Origin of the sequence: Bacillus sp. ISL-57, assembly GCF_018613135.1 — a bacterium.
Taxonomy (GTDB): Bacteria; Bacillota; Bacilli; order Bacillales; family DSM-1321; genus Peribacillus; species Peribacillus frigoritolerans.
The window spans coordinates 170,465-186,471 of sequence record NZ_JAGGQV010000008.1; the positions used below are offsets into that span (position 1 = coordinate 170,465).

The 16,007-nt window shown below is 43.1% G+C and carries 16 protein-coding genes; 5 read left to right on the forward strand and 11 right to left on the reverse strand.

The window, feature by feature from the left end:
• Nucleotides 1-231 precede the first annotated feature (231 nt).
• Both cls and uvsE read left to right on the forward strand, forming a co-directional pair.
• Nucleotides 232-1,434: a cardiolipin synthase gene (cls, locus tag J7I90_RS13945; protein WP_251025281.1), complete on the forward strand. Its 1,203-nt coding sequence runs from the start codon at nucleotides 232-234 to the stop codon at nucleotides 1,432-1,434.
• Between the two features lie 28 nt (nucleotides 1,435-1,462).
• Nucleotides 1,463-2,416 carry a UV DNA damage repair endonuclease UvsE gene (gene uvsE, locus J7I90_RS13950; protein ID WP_214772388.1) on the forward strand — a complete coding sequence of 318 codons (954 nt, stop codon included), beginning with the start codon at nucleotides 1,463-1,465 and terminating at the stop codon, nucleotides 2,414-2,416.
• A 49-nt stretch (nucleotides 2,417-2,465) separates the two neighbouring features.
• On the opposite strand, the gene argS is transcribed toward uvsE, so the two are convergent.
• From argS to speE, 4 genes are all read right to left on the reverse strand, one after another.
• On the reverse strand, nucleotides 2,466-4,136 hold the full coding sequence (gene argS, locus J7I90_RS13955; RefSeq protein ID WP_214772390.1) for an arginine--tRNA ligase: 1,671 nt from the start codon (nucleotides 4,134-4,136) through the stop codon (nucleotides 2,466-2,468).
• 3 nt (nucleotides 4,137-4,139) lie between these two features.
• Entirely contained in the window at nucleotides 4,140-4,580 is a 441-nt protein-coding gene (locus tag J7I90_RS13960) for a YwiB family protein (protein WP_214772392.1), read from the reverse strand.
• A 261-nt stretch (nucleotides 4,581-4,841) separates the two neighbouring features.
• Nucleotides 4,842-5,720, reverse strand: coding sequence for an agmatinase (gene speB, locus J7I90_RS13965; RefSeq protein WP_034315888.1), 879 nt, complete (start codon nucleotides 5,718-5,720; stop codon nucleotides 4,842-4,844).
• Nucleotides 5,721-5,734: 14 nt separating this feature from the next.
• Complete coding sequence (gene speE / locus J7I90_RS13970; RefSeq protein ID WP_034315891.1) at nucleotides 5,735-6,562, reverse strand: spermidine synthase; 828 nt, start codon at nucleotides 6,560-6,562, stop codon at nucleotides 5,735-5,737.
• A gap of 207 nt (nucleotides 6,563-6,769) precedes the next feature.
• Here speE and J7I90_RS13975 point away from each other — a divergent pair, with 207 nt between their 5' ends.
• Nucleotides 6,770-8,839 carry a transglycosylase domain-containing protein gene (locus J7I90_RS13975; protein WP_214772394.1) on the forward strand — a complete coding sequence of 690 codons (2,070 nt, stop codon included), beginning with the start codon at nucleotides 6,770-6,772 and terminating at the stop codon, nucleotides 8,837-8,839.
• 150 nt (nucleotides 8,840-8,989) lie between these two features.
• Here J7I90_RS13975 and J7I90_RS13980 read toward each other — a convergent pair whose 3' ends face one another.
• Both J7I90_RS13980 and J7I90_RS13985 read right to left on the reverse strand, forming a co-directional pair.
• The gene (locus J7I90_RS13980) at nucleotides 8,990-9,499 is read right to left on the reverse strand and encodes a YwhD family protein (RefSeq protein WP_054398584.1); all 510 of its coding nucleotides are present in this window, start codon (nucleotides 9,497-9,499) and stop codon (nucleotides 8,990-8,992) included.
• 41 nt (nucleotides 9,500-9,540) lie between these two features.
• Nucleotides 9,541-10,215 carry a site-2 protease family protein gene (locus tag J7I90_RS13985; RefSeq protein WP_214772396.1) on the reverse strand — a complete coding sequence of 225 codons (675 nt, stop codon included), beginning with the start codon at nucleotides 10,213-10,215 and terminating at the stop codon, nucleotides 9,541-9,543.
• 139 nt (nucleotides 10,216-10,354) lie between these two features.
• On the opposite strand from J7I90_RS13985, the gene J7I90_RS13990 reads away from it, so the two are divergent.
• Nucleotides 10,355-10,540 carry a 2-hydroxymuconate tautomerase gene (locus J7I90_RS13990; RefSeq protein WP_034315897.1) on the forward strand — a complete coding sequence of 62 codons (186 nt, stop codon included), beginning with the start codon at nucleotides 10,355-10,357 and terminating at the stop codon, nucleotides 10,538-10,540.
• A 29-nt stretch (nucleotides 10,541-10,569) separates the two neighbouring features.
• Here the strand turns inward: J7I90_RS13990 and J7I90_RS13995 are convergent, their stop codons facing one another.
• The 3 genes from J7I90_RS13995 to J7I90_RS14005 form a co-directional block, all read right to left on the reverse strand.
• A complete protein-coding gene (locus J7I90_RS13995; protein WP_214772397.1) occupies nucleotides 10,570-11,079 on the reverse strand; it encodes a YwgA family protein in 510 nt (169 codons plus the stop codon).
• 32 nt (nucleotides 11,080-11,111) lie between these two features.
• Complete coding sequence (locus J7I90_RS14000; RefSeq protein ID WP_214772398.1) at nucleotides 11,112-12,419, reverse strand: HD domain-containing protein; 1,308 nt, start codon at nucleotides 12,417-12,419, stop codon at nucleotides 11,112-11,114.
• A 235-nt stretch (nucleotides 12,420-12,654) separates the two neighbouring features.
• Entirely contained in the window at nucleotides 12,655-12,876 is a 222-nt protein-coding gene (locus J7I90_RS14005; protein WP_048683566.1) for a YuzB family protein, read from the reverse strand.
• 270 nt (nucleotides 12,877-13,146) lie between these two features.
• Here J7I90_RS14005 and J7I90_RS14010 point away from each other — a divergent pair, with 270 nt between their 5' ends.
• On the forward strand, nucleotides 13,147-13,893 hold the full coding sequence (locus J7I90_RS14010; protein WP_214772399.1) for an RsfA family transcriptional regulator: 747 nt from the start codon (nucleotides 13,147-13,149) through the stop codon (nucleotides 13,891-13,893).
• A gap of 232 nt (nucleotides 13,894-14,125) precedes the next feature.
• Here J7I90_RS14010 and lipL read toward each other — a convergent pair whose 3' ends face one another.
• Together lipL and pta are read right to left on the reverse strand one after the other, a co-directional pair.
• Nucleotides 14,126-14,974: an octanoyl-[GcvH]:protein N-octanoyltransferase gene (gene lipL / locus J7I90_RS14015; protein WP_214772400.1), complete on the reverse strand. Its 849-nt coding sequence runs from the start codon at nucleotides 14,972-14,974 to the stop codon at nucleotides 14,126-14,128.
• Between the two features lie 34 nt (nucleotides 14,975-15,008).
• Nucleotides 15,009-15,995, reverse strand: a complete 987-nt coding sequence (gene pta / locus J7I90_RS14020; RefSeq protein ID WP_214772401.1) for a phosphate acetyltransferase — start codon at nucleotides 15,993-15,995, stop codon at nucleotides 15,009-15,011.
• Between the last annotated feature and the right edge of the window lie 12 nt (nucleotides 15,996-16,007).

Here is a 16,007-nt window from a genome sequence, read left to right on the forward strand (position 1 = left end):
ATTTGGCATTTTTCTGAAATTTGATTAATTCCATTATATAATGAATGAGCATTCAGTCAACTTTTTTCTTTTAAAAACCATTTAATTTTTCTGCCCCTTAACTATATAATTCGACAAATCCATGCATTACCCTTCTGCATTATAAAAAAATGAAGGCCCTTTCCCACTTTTTAATGGTTACTGACAGGGAATTAGAGCCAAACTAAATATAATCATTTAGGGGGGGTTTTTTTGAAGATAATCACTACGATTGCCTCTATATTTTTATTGATCTTCACGTGGTGCTGGGTTGATCTTAAGGTAGGGCATAAGCGTTATTTGAAGCACGCAACCAACATTAAATATCCGCCTCGTAACAGCGAAATGACTGTATTCACATCAGGGGAAATCCTGTTTGAAGATTATATCAAGGAAGTCAGGCAAGCTCAGGATTCCATCCATATCCTTTTTTATATAGTGAAAAATGATAAATTCAGCAAGGACTTTTTGAAGTTACTGCAGTCAAAAGCGGAAGAGGGCGTGGAAGTGCGGCTTTTAGTCGATTGGATAGGGAGTAAAAAGATGTCCCGCCAGACCATTCAGGAGCTGACTGAAAGCGGCGTTCACTTTTCTTTCAGCTTTAAACCGAAACTCCCCTTCCTTTTTTATACTATACAAAAAAGAAATCACCGTAAGATCACGGTGATAGATGGAAAAATCGGCTATCTTGGCGGCTTTAATATCGGTAAGGAGTATATAAACCAAGGGGAGAAGTTGAACCCATGGAGGGATTACCATTTAAAAATGACCGGGGAGGGTGTAAAGGACCTTCAGGAAGTCTTCCTCTCGGATTGGTTCTATGATACAAATGAGGATTACAGAGGAACACCTTCCTATTTTCCGACATTGACTCCCGGGACGCAGGCCCATCAGTTTGTCGTCACGAATGGCAGTGATCTTGAACAGTCACTGACACACATGATTCGTCAAGCGACTAAAAAAATCATTATCGGGACTCCATACTTCATTCCCAGTGAAACTTTATTTCAGGAATTGAGGGAAGCCCTTGCACGCAATGTTTCCGTTACGGTCATCGTACCTGAAATTTCAGACCATGCCCTTGTAAAAGAAGCTTCTTTTCCCTACTTTCGGGCACTAATAAAAGACGGGGCTGAAATCATGCAATTTCAAAGAGGGTTCTACCATTCTAAAGTGATACTGATCGATGATATAATGTGTGATATCGGTACGGCTAATTTTGATAAACGCAGTTGTTTTTTAAATAGTGAAATGAACTGCACCGTATTTGACCGGACATTTATAAAAGATGTTGAAAGGGAATTGGCAGTGGACCTGGCCGAATCCAAGCCGCTGAACGGGGATGCTCTTTCCAGCATGAATGTAGTCCGTTCAGCAAAAGAATCGCTGGCTTCCATCCTTTCTCCTTTTCTTTGACAACCCTTTGCTCAAGGAGAAAAAAATAATGAAAATAAGATTTGGGTTCGTATCCAATGCCACCTGTTTATGGGAGGCTTCTCCGGCTAAGACACTTACTTTCAAGCGATATAGCATACTTGGCGCAGAAAAAGGAATGGAAAAGCTCCTGGATGTGACAAGGCAGAACATTGAAAATACCTTAAGGGTCCTTCAATATAACACGGCACACCAAATAGAAGTATACCGGATGTCCAGTTCCATTGTTCCTTTAGCCACACATCCCGAAATCGAATGGGATTTCGTCACTCCTTTTAAGAAAGAGTGGAAACAGCTTGGCGATTGGGCCACAGCACACAAGATGAGGCTCAGCTTTCATCCCAATCAGTTTACGCTATTCACCAGCCCGAAGCCCGAGATCACACAAAATGCAGTGAAAGATATGGAGTTCCATTATAAAATGCTTGATGCAATGGGCATTGCGGACACCTCTTTCATCAATATCCATGTCGGTGGGGCCTATGGTGATAAAGAGTCCGCCCTAGTAAGGGTTCATGACAACCTTAAATCGCTGCCTATGCACATCAAGGAAAGAATGACTTTGGAGAATGATGATAAAACCTATACAGCATCTGAAACCCTCGGTGTATGTAAAAGGGAGGGCATTCCACTTGTATTCGATTATCATCATCATCTCGCAAACCTTTCAGATGAGCCGCTTAACGAGCTGCTCACCGAGGTGTTCACGACTTGGAATCAAGCAGGAGCGGTACCAAAGATCCATATTTCATCCCCAAAATCCGCAGGTGAATTTCGCTCGCATGCAGATTATATCGATTTGGACTTCATCATGCCCCTTTTTAAAGTGCTTAAGGATCTTGGACAGGACGTGGATTTCATGATCGAGGCCAAGATGAAGGATCGGGCAATGTTGCAGCTGATTGAAGATATGGCTAGGATTCGAGGTGTAAAAAGGGTGAGCGGCGGAGCCATTGAGTGCTAATTAACCCAAAAAAAGCGGCTGTTTCGCTAGAAACAGCCGCTTTTTTCCATTACATTTTTTCCGGTGCCGAAACCCCGATGATGGCCAATGCATTCTTTAACGTAATTTGGACAGATTTGACCAGTCCAAGTCGCGCCTTACTTCTTTCCATTTCTTCAACATCCAGAACCTTATCTGCATTGTAGAAACTGTGGAATGTAGAAGCCAGGTCGAATATATAATTCGTCATACGGTGAGGCATCCGTTTTTCGGCTGCTTCCGCTATTGCCTGCGGGAATTCTCCTAATTTCTTCAAAAGCTCCACTTCTTTTTCAGTTGCTAGGGCAGAGAAATCAGTGACTCCTTCATAGCTGATCCCTTGTTCCACACCTTGGCGTAAAATGCTGGAAATACGGGCGTGGGCATACTGTGCATAATAAACCGGGTTTTCATTGGATTGTGATACTGCAAGATCCAAATCGAAATCCATATGGGTATCCGCACTTCTCATTGCAAAGAAATAACGTGTTGCATCCAGACCCACTTCATCAGTCAGGTCACGCATCGTAACTGCTTTACCGGTACGTTTACTCATCTTCATTTTCTCGCCATCCTTGTACAGGTGAACAAGCTGGATGATTTCCACTTCAAGCTGATCGCGGTTATACCCTAATGCTTCGATCGCCGCTTTCATGCGAGGTATATACCCGTGGTGGTCTGCACCCCAGATATTGATCAGCGTTTCAAAGCCACGCTCCAATTTATTACGGTGATAGGCAATATCCGGTGTCAAATATGTGTAAGATCCATCCTGCTTAATAAGCACCCGGTCTTTATCATCGCCTAATTCCGTAGAGCGGAACCATGTAGCCCCATCTTCCTCGTAAACATGGCCCCTTTCCCTCAACACTTTAAGTGCTTCATCAATTTTACCGTCTTGATAGAGGGATGTTTCGGAGTACCATACATCAAATCCGACACGGAAATTACCCAAGTCCGTTTTCAGTTTTTCCATTTCATATTTCAAGCCGTACTCACGGAAAAATTCAAAACGTTCCTTCTCATCGGCATTTACATATTCATCCCCATATTCACTTGCAAGCGTCTTACCGATGCCAATGATATCTTCGCCATGATAACCGCCCTCAGGCATATCCTTTTCGAGGCCAAGCGCCTGGAAATAACGGGCTTCTATGGAAATGGCCAAATTATTGATTTGGTTTCCAGCATCATTGATATAGTATTCACGTGAAACATCATAACCTGCTTTAGAGAGGATATTACATAGCGTATCACCTACTGCTGCACCACGGGCATGACCAAGATGGAGATCACCGGTCGGGTTTGCGGAAACGAACTCCACTTGGATTTTTTCGCCTTTACCAAAGTCACTTTCCCCATATGCTTCATCCACTTTCAAAATGACAGGAACCAATTCCGTCAAATAGGCATTATTCATGTAGAAATTGATAAAACCCGGTCCTGCTATTTCAATTTTTTCGATGGATGCTTTTGAGTTGTCAAAGTTTTCGATGATTGCCTCTGCTATCATCTTTGGCGCTTTCTTTGCAATCTTCGTTAATTGCATGGCCATATTCGTGGAATAATCTCCGTGTGTCTTATCTCTTGGCAGCTCCAATACAACATTCGGAATTTGCTCTTCCGTTGCTAAACCAGCTTTAATGACTGCCGCTTTAATCTCTTCTTTCAGTTTTTCCTGTACCTCATTAACTATATTCATGTGTTATGTTTCCTCCTTGTAGGAAATAGTCATCTCATATTGACCGGGTTCGCTTCCCTGCATATGTAACGTATATTTAAGGACAAGTTTCCCTTGTTTGGACTGCTCATCCCATTGATGATGGATCTTCTTCGCGGTCGTCCGTAATCCTAACCTGCCATAGATACTTTCGTAATGCCCATTTGTCGCTTCCTGCAGGCGGAAAAGCTGCCTCATTTTAATGGCACCATTTCTAAGCAGGATCGTTTCATCCGGTTTGTGCTTGATGGTCGTTTGTGTTTGACCGGTTTCATTTTCCTCTTTATATTGCAAATATAAATCTGCACCTTTATACATTTTTGTACCAAATGTGACCAGCTCATACGTTTCCGTTTCTGGACCATGCTTGATTTTTGTCTGTAAAGTCACTTTAATAGCATGCTTATCTATATCATGAAGAGTCAAAGCTACACTTCCTTCATCATGTCGTTCTTAACTTTATAAGTATAAATATTCTTCAAGGAAGTTTCAACTTGGAGCGGAAAATAAAGTGTTAATCCAAAATTGTGAGGATAATCTGTCGAAATCATGTTGTTGCAATCCATTTGATTTTAACGCAATAATGACTCATTGGGCGGAAATATTCAAAAAGAGCCTCAATTCTTATCCATGGATAAAAAAAGACCATTCCCGCTAAAAAAACAGGAACAGTCAAGTCTTCCATCATTAACCTTTTTGAACCCACCCTAGAATCATTTCGCGAATCAGCTTGCTCGCCGTATTCGCAGTTTGCTCGGATGGATCATAGATCGGTGCCACTTCTACTAAATCGCAGCCGACCACATTAATTTCAGACCGTGCTATCTCATGAATCGAAGCTAAAAGCTCTTTGGAAGTGATGCCTCCGCAATCTACGGTGCCTGTTCCCGGCGCGTGCGCAGGGTCAAGAACATCGATGTCGATCGTCACATATACAGGACGGCCAGCTAACTGCGGCAGTACTTCTTTCAAAGGTTCAAGTACTTCAAATTTAGAGATGTGCATGCCATTTTCTTTTGCCCATTGGAATTCTTCCTTCAGACCGGAACGAATGCCGAAAGAGTATACATTTTTCGGGCCGATAAGTTCTGCGGATTTACGGATGATGGACGCATGGGAAAGCGGCTCTCCCTCATAATCCTCACGTAAATCTGTATGGGCATCCATATGGATGATGGCCATATCGGGATACTTTTTGAACATGGCTTTGATGACAGGCCATGTGACAAGATGTTCCCCTCCCATACCCATTGGGAACTTACCTGCATCCAACAAGCTGTCGACAAATTTTTCAATCATATCGATACTGCGCTGCGGATTGCCGAATGGTAATGGAATATCCCCGGCATCAAAGAATTTAACTTCCTCTAATTCACGATCTAAATACGGGCTGTACTCTTCCAAACCAATCGAAACTTCACGAATCCGGGTAGGGCCGAAGCGGGAACCCGGACGGAAACTTACCGTCCAGTCCATCGGCATGCCGTATAGCACAGCTTCAGATTCCTCAAAAACAGGGTGGCTTTTAATGAATACATTGCCTGAATAGGCTTCATCGAATTTCATGGTCCATGCCTCCCTTATTTCACTAAATCTTGAACGAATTTAGGCAGAACGAATGCTGCTTTATGAAGTTCTTTTGTATAATACTTCGTTTCCATTTCATGGAAACGGTCTTCAGTCACTTCTAACGGATTATATTTTTTCGATCCGATCGTGAACGCCCAAAGGCCGCTTGGATACGTCGGGATATTCGCTAAATACAGGCTCGTGATTGGGAATATCTCTTTCACATCACGTTGTACATCGCGAATCAAGTCCGCTTTAAACCAAGGGTTGTCGGATTGTGCCACAAAAATCCCGTCTTCTTTCAAAGCTTTGGAAATCCCGGCATAAAAACCTTTTGTGAATAAATTGACAGCAGGTCCGACAGGTTCAGTTGAGTCAACCATGATCACGTCATATTCATTTTCACTTTTGGCGATGTGCATGAAGCCATCCCCAACTTGTACGTCTACACGCGGATCTTCAAGCATGCCTGCAATTTCCGGCAGGTACTTCTTTGAGTATTCGATGACTTTCCCATCGATATCCACCAATGTAGCTTTTTTTACGCTTGGGTGTTTAAGGATTTCACGGATAACTCCTCCGTCCCCTCCACCTACAACCAAAACGTTTTCTGGATTAGGATGGGTAAATAAAGGAACATGGGCTACCATTTCATGGTAAACGAATTCATCGCGCTGTGAAGTCATTACCATGTCATCCAGCAATAGCATATTGCCCCACTCTTCCGTTTCAATCATATCAAGCTTTTGAAACTCAGTTTGCTCCGTATGTAAAGTACGATTCACTTTCATCGTAATACCAAAGTTCTCTGTTTGTTTTTCAGTAAACCAAATGCTCATTTATTAACGCTCCTTTTCCATTTCATATTGTCAGTCACCTTATAGGTTCCCCAAAATCGGTATAGTCATTAGCTAGAAAAATTATAGACGAATCTAGCAGAATTGCAAGATAAATTTCTTAAATGCAGTTCTTATGTTTAAAATTTTCTTTTTTTTCCATAATAGTAATAGATACTAGATTCTTACCTGATAAGAGAGGTGAAAGCAATGGAATTGATTCCAAGCGAACGATTTAAAAGGACAACTAAATATGTACGGGCCTTCATCATCCTTGCCACAATCGGGCTGACAATACTCTTTGTATTGCTTCTCTCTTTACTGATTTATGCAAAAATATTAGGTCCGCCTCCTTTGGTCGTGCCGCAGTCCACTCTCTATTATAGTGATGATGGAAACGTGATCGGTGAAACAGATAATGGCCAGAAGCGTTATTGGGCCGGAATGGAGTCGATTTCACCACAGCTCATCAAAGCGACTGTCGCCGTTGAGGACCGCCAATTTTACACACATTATGGATTTGATATAAAGCGGATCGGCGGTGCCATCCTTGCCGATATTAAGGCAATGTCCAAGGTCCAGGGAGCAAGCACCATTACCCAGCAGTATGCCCGGAACCTGTTTCTTGGGCATGACAAAACGTGGTCGCGTAAACTTAATGAGGCCTTTTATACGATACGTTTAGAAATGAACTACTCCAAAAAGGAAATTCTAGAAGGCTATTTAAATACGATTTACTATGGCCATGGCGCATATGGAGCCCAAGCTGCAAGTCAATATTACTTTGGCAAGGATGCCAAGGATCTGACTCTTCCTGAAGCGAGCATGCTGGCCGGAATACCAAAAGGGCCGTCAAACTATTCTCCATTGGATAACTTTGAAAAAGCGAAATCCAGGCAGAAAGTTGTCCTGCAATCCATGAAAAGCAAAAACTACGTTTCAGACAAGGATATCGCGGAAGCGCTGCGAACATCCCTTACATTAAAAGGGGAACACGGAACGGTCACCAAGAAGACCGCTCCCTATTTCCAGGATGCCGTCAAGCAGGCTTTAAAATCTCAGCTTCATTTAGATGACCGGACGATCGAGCTCGGCGGCCTTAAGGTGTATACGACACTGGACGAAACCCAGCAGGATGCTGCCGAAGAGGTCCTTTCCAGTACCGTACCCAAGTCTTCAGGCATTCAAGCCTCGATAGTGGCAATGGATCCGGATACCGGGGAGGTCCGTGCACTGGTCGGCGGTAAAGATTATTCCGAGTCGCCATTCAATCGGGCCACACAGGCCGTTCGCCAGCCTGGTTCAACCATGAAGCCATTGCTATACTATTCAGCGCTGGAGAATGGTTTCACACCGTCCACCACCTTAAAAAGCGAGACAACTACATTTTCTTTCGATGGTGGTCACTCATCTTACACACCGCATAATTACAACCATCAATATGCGGAAGGCGAAATCACGATGGCTCAGGCCATTGCTCTTTCCGATAATATCTTCGCCGTAAAAACACATTTGTTCCTTGGGGAACAGTCATTGGTCGATACGGCGCGTCGATTCGGAATCACGGCAAAGATGGATGCGGTCCCTTCCCTGGCACTCGGTACGTCAGGTGTTAGGGCGATTGAAATGGTGAACGCATACAGCATTCTGGCTAACGGCGGCAAGAAGGTTGAACCCGTGTTTATCAAAAAGGTGGAAAATCAAAAAGGTGAAGTGATTTTTAATGAAAAGGAGAAACCGGAACAGATTCTGGATAAGGACAAGGCATTTGTCATGACCCAGATGCTTACAGGTGTTTTCGATGAAACGTTAAATGGTTATACGAAAGTGACCGGCAGCACCATCAGTTCCAAGCTGACCCGCCCATATGCCGGCAAATCAGGCTCCACCCCGACGGATAGCTGGATGATCGGTTACACACCCGAGCTTGTAGCAGGAGTATGGACTGGATATGATCAAGGCAAAAAGATCGAAATCCCTGCCGAAAAAGGCTATGCAAAAAAAATCTGGGCTTCCTATATGGAAAAGGGTCTAAAAGGTAAACCGGCAAAATCATTTAAGGAAACCGAAAACGTAATCGGGGTAAACGTGAATCCCGTAAGCGGAAAATTGGCCACAAAAGATTGTCCCGTCTCAAGAATGACTTATTATGTTAAAGGAACCGAGCCTGTCGAATACTGTGCCGAGCACTTTAAGGGTGAGAATCCGAAACATGCCCCAAAAGAAGAAGAACATAAAAAGGCCCCGTGGTACAAGAAAGTCTTAAAACCTTGGGGATAACGAAAAACCCCCGAAGCCTGCAGCGGCTTCGGGGGTTTTTCTGTCCTAGTTCCACAGTGACTAAACTGCTGTCTTTAAGTTTACTGATTTTATCGCTTTCCTACAAGTGCATTTTTCACTAAACTTAACATTTCATCCATCAAACGAGATTCAAACCGTCAATGACTCCTTCAGCTGATCTGAAGAACGCTCCCACATTCCCGCATCATGGTTTTTCAGAAAGTCTGCAAGCACACGTTTTGATTTATCGTCCATGTCCTCAACGATGATCTTTCGTTTTAGCGATTTATCCATCCGGTTAACATGCTCCGGGAGCGATTTGTAACCGCGTCTGATTGATCTGTCGACCGTCATTTCACATGCTGTCACACCTGCATAGTGCGGACCATTTTGAGTGGCCTCAATGGTCACCCAAACAAGCCAGTAAGGTTTGGCATTCGGGACTTCCTCTTTAGTCTTTAAAAACTTGATCCCTTTTTCCACAGCACTCCTTGCATGCATCGCACCGATATCGACCTCTGCTTCACCTGCATCCACATCGATGATGACCGGAGAAATATTATCGAGCGTCAATACCCCTGCCCCATATCCGCCATGGCCTTCTGTCGGGTCATTTTTTATAATATTGAAGCCTACCTTTTTCTTTGGTTGTTCTTCCATGTTCATATCCCCCTTCATCGTTTGTCATTCCTTATTATTGGTTAAAAAAACAAAAGTGAAAAAATTTGACTCAAGATTTCTCCCACAAACTTAGTACCAGTATCCAAAATCGGGCTGATTGTATATTGACTCAGCGGTGTGATGATCAAAATCAAAAAAATAAGGGAACCATATTGTTCATACTGGGTCATTTTTGCCCGCAAGTCTACTGAAACAAGATCCTGAACGATCCTATAACCATCGAGCGGCGGCAGCGGTAACAGATTAAATACAAATAGAAGGACATTTAAATTTATAAGTATATTTAAGAAGGGCTCGACGAAAAACGGTAACTCAGGTCCAACGCCTGCCGCCAGCAACCCGTAAAAAATCAAATACCCCAAAATTGCAACAAGCAAATTACTGAACGGACCGGCAAAAGAGACGAGCACTCCTGCCAATTTTGGGTTCTTGAAATGAAAACGATTGACAGGTACAGGTCTCGCCCAACCAAATCCGGCTATTAATATCAGCAACGTCCCGATCGGATCCAAGTGGGAAATCGGATTCAATGTGACTCTTCCCTCATTTTTTGCAGTCGGGTCACCGAACTTATAGGCCACATAAGCATGGGAAAATTCATGAACCGTAAATGCGATCAACAGTGACACAATGACATATGGAAGTTCTTCCAAACTATAAGCCAAAAACGGTTCTATTTGCTCAAAAAATTGCATCGATAGCTTCTCCCCCATTGTTTATTACCGTTAGTATACATCAAAAGTTCAAGAAGTGAAAAAACTCTGACTTCCGTGTCTTGCAATTCTTTTTCCATTGTGAAACACTACAAGATAAGAGAGGAAGGGGGGAAAAGAGATGCCATATGTAACAGTCAAAATGCTTGAAGGCCGTACAGACGAACAAAAAAAGGCTTTAGTCGAAAAGGTGACTGCAGCCGTGACGGAAACAACTGGAGCACCAGCTGAAGCCGTGACGATTTTCATTGAAGAAATGTCAAAAAACCATTTAGCAGTAGCCGGTGTCCGTAAAAGCGATCTATAAGATTTACATAATGGGGAAAAGCTAAGCCATCAATTCGGCTTAGCTTTTGTTTTTAACTGCTCAATATATTCATATGCCTCATCGATTTCTTCAAGGGTATATTTTTGTTTGCTTTTCAGCGTGAAAATTTTCTCGGTGACTTCCTCTTTTTCAAGCGTGTCGAAGTATAGCACCGTTGAAACCAGCTCCAAAAACCTGGCATTCTGTCCGTTCATATCCTGTAAGCATGCCTCAAGTGCCGGCATCTCCACTTCCTGTATGGATAGGAAATCCCTGCCGGCATCCGTTATCGAATAACAATATTGATAATAGCCTGCTTTTTTTTCCCTTACTTCATTCAAGTAGCCCATTTCGCAGAGCTCTTCAATCCGTAAGGTCAACTCCTCCGAATACGGTCCATAAAAGTGAAACTGAAACTTTTCATGAAATGGGAAGGACAGCTTCTTCGCGATATAAACGATTTTTTGTAACTTTTTCCGACCCGAGATTTCACCGGCAGTAGAAATTGCATTGATAATGTTTGCATGATCCTTAAACAAGGCCCGTCACTCCTCACCAAAAATGTACCACTTTAATCCGATAGCTCCAAAAGCTTGCGGATCTGTTTTTTAATATTTTTCTTCGTAGATTCATCACGCAATAAATCCGCTGGATAATACAACTTATGATCCGTTCTTCTTTTCCCTGAAATTGCATCGACAATTTCGGATTCACGTGATAATTCACGAATTTCGCCATTATTTTTAAGCAAGTGAATCGGAAGTCTCTCCTCTTCCTCACCTGGCCGGTAAAAATCATACGGCAGATCTGATGAGGAATCGACGACAAGATAATAATCCGGATCGATGCCTGCCTTCTTGAATAGCGTCCTTAGTTCCATCAATCTGTTCATTTGACTATTCGACGGATGGAATTCCACATATTTAAATAGTTTACGGTTAACGAAGCGAGTGCATAAATCTTTTAAAATCGCATCGTTTTCCTCTTCCCATGCTTCGAAATAATAGAGCATCACCGATTCATCCATTTTCAAATAGTCCGTTAAAGTCACTTCTCCCTTGAACAATGAATAAAAATGGTGCGGTTCTTGCGCAAACTCATAACCGGATTCATATAAATGTTTTGCCCTATGCAGGATCTTGGTAAGTATGACCTCCGCACTTCTCGTAACCGGATGGAAATAAACCTGCCAATACATTTGGTAGCGACTCATGATATAATCCTCAACCGCATGCATCCCGCTCTGCTTTATTACGGCATGTTCTTCCCTTGGCCTCATCACACGCAAAAGCCTTTCCATATCGAAATGTCCATAACTCACGCCAGTGAAATAAGCATCACGCTGTAAATAGTCCATTCTATCAGCATCGATCTGACTTGAAATCAGGCTGACTACTAATTTGCCTTTATAGGTTTTCGCGATGACTTCTGCCACTTTTTTTGGAAAATCACGCCCAACTCTAAGGAGGATCTTATTCACTTCCGTATCGCCTATGATTATCTGCTGCGTGAATTGCTCATGATCCAGATCAAACACTTTTTCAAAAGAATGAGAGAAAGGACCATGACCCAAATCATGCAGGAGGGCTGCGCACAAGGATAGTAACCGCTCCTCCGGTTTCCATTCCGGCCTGCCCTCGAAAACATCATCCACGATTCTCCGGACAATCTCGTATACTCCAAGCGAATGGCTAAGCCGACTATGTTCCGCACCATGAAAGGTTAAATAAGTCGTTCCCAGCTGTTTGATCCTACGAAGCCGCTGAAATTCCTTCGTCCCTATTAAATCCCATATAACCCGGTCACGAACATGTATATATCGGTGCACCGGATCCTTGAATACTTTTTCTTCTTGTAATTTTTCGCCGGAATATCCCATGAACTACCCTCTTTTTCATAATCTCGATGCACTCATTATAGCGTATTTTGACAAAAAACCCTAACTTCCACCTTGCTAGTAAGAGGTGGAATTTTGTAAGAAAACGGAAGTTCCGGTCTGGTTTTGTCTCGAAAATAAGGAAATAAAAAATCACCGCAGTGTGTCGAATCTGGGTGATGATTACTGGTTCCATATATCATAAGAAACAATCCACTCTACCTATATATCATGGATCCTACTTTAGTTTTTTATTGATTTTATCTAGTAACTCGTCTTCTGTCGGTGCAGCAACCGGACGGTTATTGACAAAGGCAAAAGACTTCTTTCTGCCAGGACCGCAGTAGGATTGGCAGCCCACTTCAATTTTCGCGTCGGGATCAAGCTTTTCAAGACGCGGGATCAATGTTTTTATGTTTACCGCCAAGCAGTCATCGCACACTCTGAATTCATTGGACATCCTCCGGTCACCATCCTTTCCATGACAAACTGTATTTCATCCATTTATATGACTAAAGGGTATTTTACCGTTTCTACTTATGAATATCAAGAGGGCTGAATGATGTGAAAAATGACGTAATTAATCAAAAAACTAGTATCCTTTTAACCTTTTTGTATAAAAAATCCATATTTTGTCCAAAATGCTAGTAGAACACTCCATAAATCACTGCCACACGATATTTTATATAGTTATTTATTTTAAAAGTTACCAGAAAGGGAGTATGTAGAAATGAAGGTTCGTCAAGACGCCTGGACAGAAGAAGATGATTTGCTTTTGGCAGAAACGGTGTTGCGCCATGTGCGGGAAGGCAGCACTCAGCTTAATGCTTTTGAAGAGGTAGGAGATAAGTTGAATCGCACTTCTGCAGCGTGCGGATTCCGCTGGAATGCAGTTGTCCGCCATAATTATGATAAAGCGCTATCCCTTGCCAAGAAACAGCGTAAGCAGCGGCAAAGGATCCTTGGAAAAGATCAAGGAGGAAAAAAACGGCTTCTTTATACACCGCCGTCCCCAACGATTTCCGACATAATGGTTCCCCATGTGCAAGAAGAGGAACTAGAGTTGAAATCCGAAGTCGATACTACCAATTATGAAGCAGCAGAGGAATTCGTTGTGGCAGAAGCCCTCGCTCCTAGGTCACAGCACACACCAGTTATTTTGGAAACGGCCATGAGCCTTGATACCGTCATCGCCTATTTAGAATCCATGAACGGCCGCATGCTTCAAGCCGAAGTATTAAAAACCGAAAATGAAAGATTGAAGCTTGAAATTAAAGGGCTGAAAAAGCGAAACGAAGAATTGGAGAATAAAATCAGCCACCTAGAACAAAACAGCGGCTTGATGCAGGAAGATTATGAAACTTTGATGAATATCATGAATCGGGCAAGAAAACTGGTCTTGTTAGAGGAAGAGGAACGTCCGGCAACTAAGTTCAAGATGGACCGGAATGGCAATTTGGAAAAAATGGCCGAGTAATAAGATAATGTGGGGTTCTGTTATATAGTTCAACCACATGCCAGGGGCCGTTTCATCCCTATTTATCCGAAAAAGGGAGCCAACAAGGCTCTTTTTTTCATTGTTTCAAGAAAGAAGGAATACTATCTCCGCCTATCATACAGTCCTTTTACAGTTTCAGTGAATGCTAAAGTCGTATTAAATATTAAATGAAAGAAGCCATTCCTGACTTAATGGAACGGCTTCTTTCAGATCAATCCTTTAATGCATCGAATACTTTATCATTGCGTTCGACCACTCTCGTCAAGTACGCCTCATACAACGGCCATTCCTCAGCGGAAAGTGTGTCAGAGAATATCCTTTCGCTATGTTCCTTCAATACTTGAAGGAATCTGAGCATCACGTCTTGAACACGCAATTGCACACCCAACAATTCGGTTAGGGATGCCATTACCGAAGGGACGATATCAGGATAAGCGAATTTGGTTTCTGCATTTCCTTTAGCTGCATCATAAAAACCCTTCACGAGACTGGCACGTTCAGCCCCGCTTCCATTGACACACAAATAGATTTGCACCGCTACGCCATTGCGGATCCTGCGTTGGGATATACCGGCAAACTTTTGCCCATTTATACTTAAATCATAACTGCCGGGACAATAGGAACCGACGATTTCCCGCGCCTCCATCTTGACTGGGAAATCGGAAAACATCAATTGGACAAGCTTCCACATCGCATCATATCCACGATTGATTTCAATTTTCTGCTCGTTTTCAGGAAAAATGAGCGAAAAATTAAGGACCCCCTCATCCAGGACGACTGCAAGCCCTCCGGAATTCCTCACGATGGCCCGGAAACCATGTTCCTCCAAATGTTCCAAGCCCTTTTTAAGAAAAGGCAACTTCGTATCCTGTATACCCATAACGATGGTTCGGTGGTGTACCCACGCCCTGGCTACGGCCGCTGATTTACCTGACCCAACGGAAGCGCAAAATGTATCATCCATCGCAAAGGAATCCAGAGCAGGAAACTGAGGCCCAACGGAAGATTGATCAATAATCCTCCACTCTTGCTGCATTAATAATGAATCTGTCTCACCCATACGAATCTCCCTCTACATTTAATCCTCAAGCTGCCTATTGATACTGCGCCACAAATCCCTGTGCCGCTGTAATGACAGCCAGTTTATATACATCCTCTTCACTGCATCCCCTCGAAAGATCGTTCACCGGACGATTCAGCCCCTGAAGGATCGGACCGACCGCTTCGAAGCCACCCAAGCGCTGCACCATCTTATAGCTAATGTTCCCAGCTTCGAGACTTGGGAAAATAAAAACATTGGCATCCCCCTGAATAAGGGAATCCGGTGCTTTCTTCCTTGCCACAGAAGGAACGAAGGCTGCGTCAAACTGAAATTCCCCATCAAGAATGACTTCAGGGTCCATTTCTTTTGCCAAATCGACGGCATCAACCACTTTTAAGGTCTCGGGGGATGTTGCCGAACCCTTTGTCGAAAAGCTCAGCATCGCCACGCGCGGTTCGATATCGAACATTAATGCAGTCTTCGCACTTTCTATAGCAATTTCAGCCAGGTCCTGGGAACTTGGGTTTATATTGATCGCACAATCCGCGAATACATATTTCTCTTCCTCCCGGACCATGATGAACACTCCCGAGGTTTTTTGGACGCCTGGCTTTGTTTTAATGATCTTTAAGGCTGGACGAACCGTATCGGCAGTCGAATGCGTTGCGCCACTAACCATTCCATGTGCCAGTTTCATATGGACGAGCATGGTTCCAAAATAGTTCTCATCCATTAAGGTTTCACGTGCTTGTACATCGGTCGCTTTACCATCACGGACCTTCACAAACGCTTCAACCATTTCATCCATCATGATATAATTCTTCGGATCATATATTTCGATTGCATCAAGGGAGATCTTTAAGTCTTTTGCCTTCTCTTGAATCAACCCGATATCCCCGATCAATACCGGTGTCACCAGTTTAGCTTGGGCAAGCCTGCCTGCTGCTCCCAAAATCCGTTCATCCAACCCTTCCGGAAAAACGATCTTTAAATTATGCCCCATAATTTTCGATTCCAATATTTCAAATAAATCACTCATTGGCTCTTCCTC

What these genes read in the sequence shown, in the direction of transcription:
- uvsE (WP_214772388.1), top strand. Translation starts at nt 1,463, where the DNA reads ATGAAAATAAGATTTGGGTTCGTATCCAATGCCACCTGTTTATGGGAG.
- argS (WP_214772390.1), bottom strand. Translation starts at nt 4,136, where the DNA reads ATGAATATAGTTAATGAGGTACAGGAAAAACTGAAAGAAGAGATTAAA.
- speB (WP_034315888.1), bottom strand. Translation starts at nt 5,720, where the DNA reads ATGAAATTCGATGAAGCCTATTCAGGCAATGTATTCATTAAAAGCCAC.
- speE (WP_034315891.1), bottom strand. Translation starts at nt 6,562, where the DNA reads ATGAGCATTTGGTTTACTGAAAAACAAACAGAGAACTTTGGTATTACG.
- J7I90_RS13975 (WP_214772394.1), top strand. Translation starts at nt 6,770, where the DNA reads ATGGAATTGATTCCAAGCGAACGATTTAAAAGGACAACTAAATATGTA.
- J7I90_RS13980 (WP_054398584.1), bottom strand. Translation starts at nt 9,499, where the DNA reads ATGGAAGAACAACCAAAGAAAAAGGTAGGCTTCAATATTATAAAAAAT.
- J7I90_RS13985 (WP_214772396.1), bottom strand. Translation starts at nt 10,215, where the DNA reads ATGCAATTTTTTGAGCAAATAGAACCGTTTTTGGCTTATAGTTTGGAA.
- J7I90_RS13990 (WP_034315897.1), top strand. Translation starts at nt 10,355, where the DNA reads ATGCCATATGTAACAGTCAAAATGCTTGAAGGCCGTACAGACGAACAA.
- J7I90_RS14000 (WP_214772398.1), bottom strand. Translation starts at nt 12,419, where the DNA reads ATGGGATATTCCGGCGAAAAATTACAAGAAGAAAAAGTATTCAAGGAT.
- J7I90_RS14005 (WP_048683566.1), bottom strand. Translation starts at nt 12,876, where the DNA reads ATGTCCAATGAATTCAGAGTGTGCGATGACTGCTTGGCGGTAAACATA.
- J7I90_RS14010 (WP_214772399.1), top strand. Translation starts at nt 13,147, where the DNA reads ATGAAGGTTCGTCAAGACGCCTGGACAGAAGAAGATGATTTGCTTTTG.
- lipL (WP_214772400.1), bottom strand. Translation starts at nt 14,974, where the DNA reads ATGGGTGAGACAGATTCATTATTAATGCAGCAAGAGTGGAGGATTATT.
- pta (WP_214772401.1), bottom strand. Translation starts at nt 15,995, where the DNA reads ATGAGTGATTTATTTGAAATATTGGAATCGAAAATTATGGGGCATAAT.